We start from the raw sequence: 3,919 nt of genomic DNA, 5'->3' as shown, positions 1-3,919 counted from the left end.
AATCACCAATCACCAATCACCAATCACCAATCACCAATCACCAATCACCAATAACTAATCACCAATAACTAATGAATACTGCCAACTGCCAACTGCCAACTGCCAACTGCCAACTGCCAACAGTCAACTGCCAACTGCCAACGGCCAACTGCCAACTGACTTCTTAAGCACTTCTCAACGCCACAATCGGGTCTAATTTAGCAGCTTGTTTTGCCGGTACGATGCCGAAAAATAAGCCGATGCTGCCAGAAACACCAACCGCAAGGGCGATCGCCACTGGAGACACACTAGCTTGTAGAGGACTAAAAGCAGACACCAAAAACACACCGCCGATACCGAATCCAGTACCGATCGCGCCACCAGCAGCCGACAAAATCACAGCCTCAATCATAAACTGAATCAGAATATCCTGAGGAGAAGCACCGATCGCCTTTCGCAGCCCAATTTCCTTCGTGCGTTCAGTTACAGAAACCAACATAATGTTCATAATCCCGATGCCGCCCACAAACAGCGAAATTGCCGCCACAAAAGCCAACATCAGAGTCAAAGCACCAGTAATGCTGCCCAAAGTTTTCATTAAATCCTTCTGATTTCGGACAGTAAAATCATCTTCCTTAGTAATATTGTGGCGCAAGCGCAGCAAATTTTCAATTTGAAATTGCGCCGCACTCATTAACTTTTCATCTTTCACAGAAACCGAAATAAATGTTACCTTAGTACCGTAGGGAGACGAGCGACCGACAATGCGGTTAGCCATCGTTGTCAGCGGCAAATAAACATTCATATCTTGATTGTCACCAAAACTAGAACCCTTAGCCTGCATCACTCCAATCACTTGAAAAGTTGCGTTTTTGATGCGAACATATTGACCGACAGGCTGAGTATTCCCAAACAATTGTTCAGCAGCTTCTGAACCTAAAGCAACTACATTTTCTTGTCTTTCTAAATCTAGCTTGTTTAAAAAACGACCTTTAGCAACATCAAAGCTTCTCACCGGTAGAAACTCGGGAGTAGTTCCGACAATCGAAGACGAAACATTTTTATTGCGGTAAGTAACGATTTGACTGTCATTGAGAGTTGGTGCAACTTGTTCGACAGAAGGAACTTGAGAGGCGATCGCCAGAGCATCATCCAAAACCAAAGTCTGGGGAGGAATCACCGGGCGACTTTGCGCATCAGGACTTCCGGGAATGATAAACAGCAAATTTGAACCCAGAGAGTTAACCTGTCCCGCAATATAGGTTTGAGCTCCTTCGCCGATACCAATCATCGAAATTACGGAAGCATTACCGATGATAATTCCTAACATCGTCAAGCTGCTGCGTAACTTGTTTGCTGTCAAAGTTGTGACAGCCATTTTGACGCTTTCAAAAATATCCATGAGTCTATTTTAGATTTGGGATTTTAGATTTTAGATTGGGGAATTGGTAATTGGTATCAACTTAAGATTTAAGCCCATAATCAATCTCGCTTGTAGTCAAGTCTAGATCCCCCTAAATCCCCCTTAAAAAGGGGGACTTTGAGGAGTTCTTGTCCCTCCCCTTACCCACTTAATAAGGGGACTTTGAGGAGTTCTTGTCCCTCCCCTTACCCACTTAATAAGAGAACTTTGAATACTCTTGTCCCCCCCTTAAGAAGGGGGGTTAGGGGGGATCTCCGGGTTGAAAAACACCCTAGGGCGATCGAGAAAAATAATGCCTGTTTGGCCTCTTTGCCCCATGCCCGATGCCCGATGCCCTATTCCCAATGCCCTACTTCTGATTCTTAATAATATCCTCCAGCTTTTTACCAGCAGGAAGTTCAGTAAAAACCCGATCGCCCGCCTTAGCACCCTCTAAAATCTGAATCTTGTTACCAATAGTCGATCCAACAGTCACAGGCTTAAACTTCGGCTGCTGCTTCTCGTCTGGAACCAGCACACCCGTTTGACCTTTATTGGTCACAATTGCCACAGTCGGCACAACCAAAGCATTGCTCAGCTTTTGACCAACAAATCTCAAGTCAACATTCATCCCCGACTGCAAGAAATCCTTGCCAGTGTCAATGGCAACGCGCACTTGAAACAGCGTCACATCGCGCTCTTTCACAGCTTCCGGCGCAATCAATTTAACCTTGCCTTTAAACACTTTATCAGGATAAGCATCGGCGACAATTTCCACAACTTGACCCGGTTTAATTTGACTGATATCTGCTTCTGGGACTTTCGCTAAAACTTCCACATCTCTAGCGAGAGCCACGATCGAAGTCGAAGTTGCCGAAGTCGCTTCCGATGCCGAAGTTGCCGGAGTTACAAAAGCTCCTTGAATCGCGTATCTTTGGGTAATAACTCCTGCAAAAGGAGCGCGAACTTTTGTATCTTCTAACTGCACTTCTTGGAAGCGGACTTGAGCTTCGGCTTCAGCTAAATCAGCTTTAGCGGAAGCTATTTCTTCCGGGCGAGCGCCGTTTTCTTGTACGGCTAATTGGCTTTTCGCTTCAGCAACTGCTGCTTGGGCTTTAGCAATTTCTTCTGGACGATTGCCGTTTTCAATTTGTGCTAATTTGCTTTTCGCTTCAACAACTTCTGCCTCACCTTTAGCAATTGCTTCGGAGCGCGTACCGTTTTGCAACTGCTTCAATGCTTGCTGCTCAACTTCCACAGCAGCTTGCAGTTGCTGAATTTGCGACTCCCGACTTTCTTGCAGTTGTTGCAAGCGTTTTTGGGCTTCTGTTACCTTAGCTTTGGCAGTGCGATTTTCCTTGATCAGTTCATCGAGTTTATCTTGAGCAAGAGCACCTTCTTTCACTAGCGGACGGTTGCGTTCTACCCGCTGAGCTGTTAGTTCGGCTTGAGCTTTACTCGATTCAATTTGCGATTGTGCTTGGGCAATTTCTTGTTTGACACTGCCGGTTTGAGCATCTGCTAAACGAGCTTGAGCTTGGGCTAAACGAGCTCGCCCTTGGCTGACTTCTTCCACGCGGCTGCCGGCTCGCAGTTGCTGCAAGCCCGCTTGAGTTTGCTGTAAACGAGCTCTAGCTCCTGCAACTTCTTCGGATCTGCTCCCTGCTTGAAGTTGCGCCAGAGTAGCCTGGGCTTGCTCTAAACGCGCGCGGGCGCTGGCGATGTCTTCCGATCGATTTCCGGCTTCAATTTTGGCAAGTTTCGCTCGAATGCTGGCTTCGCGGGCTTTAGCTTGAGCCAGTTGAGCTTCCACATCGCGGCTTTCCATGCGGGCCACAATTTGTCCTGCTTCGACGCGATCGCCCTGTTCGACAAATAACTCTGCGATCCGGCCGGAGCCTTTGGGGCTGAGATTCACGCGCTGTACGGGTTGTACCGTCCCGCTGGACGTGATCCGCACCGTCAAGTTTTGCGCTTCCACCGGCACTGTCATCGCTGCGATCGCATCTACTTTCGGCTGCGATCGACTTTTTGATATATATATGGTAGTCGGTACAGCTAGCAACCCGGCTGCAACCAAACCGATCGCCCACCGCGGCATCTTCCGCGCGGGTTTCTTAGGGGACTGCTTTTGGGCGGTTTTTATATCTGCAATTTTAGTCTCTGGGGCCTTGGTGTCTGCAATCTGAGTATCTTCCACCTTGACCTGAGCAGTTTCCTTTTTGGGGCTAACGATCATACCGACTCACCTAATTAAATCTCAGGATTACCTTAAAGGTAAAATTTTTTCTGATGCGCGGCATCGTCTTTCAGACTCATCCGATCGGGTGATTTAAAAAAAGTTCCCCAACCAGCACCTGTAAACAATTATAGCTAATCTTTGCAACTTATTAAATAATGTTAAGTTTTTTCAGTCTCCAGAGGTGGGCCCAAACTTCGATCGCGCTCAACTCACTCTCTGCGCAGGCTTTATTCAGGTAGCGAGAGCTAGTCCTTAGCTAGCGATTAAATAGACAAAGTGGTACACTTATAGACAAA

The 3,919-nt window shown here is 47.1% G+C and carries 2 protein-coding genes; both read right to left on the bottom strand.

Going from position 1 to position 3,919, the window contains the following annotated elements; genetic code table 11:
- Positions 1 to 163: 163 nt before the first annotated feature.
- Positions 164 to 1,381, bottom strand: coding sequence for an ABC transporter permease (locus QT974_RS32185; RefSeq protein ID WP_333472434.1), 1,218 nt, complete (start codon positions 1,379 to 1,381; stop codon positions 164 to 166).
- A gap of 370 nt (positions 1,382 to 1,751) precedes the next feature.
- Positions 1,752 to 3,620 carry an efflux RND transporter periplasmic adaptor subunit gene (locus QT974_RS32180; RefSeq protein WP_333472433.1) on the bottom strand — a complete coding sequence of 623 codons (1,869 nt, stop codon included), beginning with the start codon at positions 3,618 to 3,620 and terminating at the stop codon, positions 1,752 to 1,754.
- Positions 3,621 to 3,919: the final 299 nt, after the last annotated feature.

Origin of the sequence: Microcoleus sp. BM001215392, from assembly GCF_036700185.1 — a bacterium.
GTDB lineage: Bacteria > Cyanobacteriota > Cyanobacteriia > Cyanobacteriales > Microcoleaceae > Microcoleus.
This window is presented reverse-complemented; position numbering and strand designations above follow the sequence as displayed.

Excerpts from the sequence above, each read along its gene's own strand:
- QT974_RS32180 (WP_333472433.1), bottom strand. The coding sequence starts at position 3,620 with ATGATCGTTAGCCCCAAAAAGGAAACTGCTCAGGTCAAGGTGGAAGAT.
- QT974_RS32185 (WP_333472434.1), bottom strand. The coding sequence starts at position 1,381 with ATGGATATTTTTGAAAGCGTCAAAATGGCTGTCACAACTTTGACAGCA.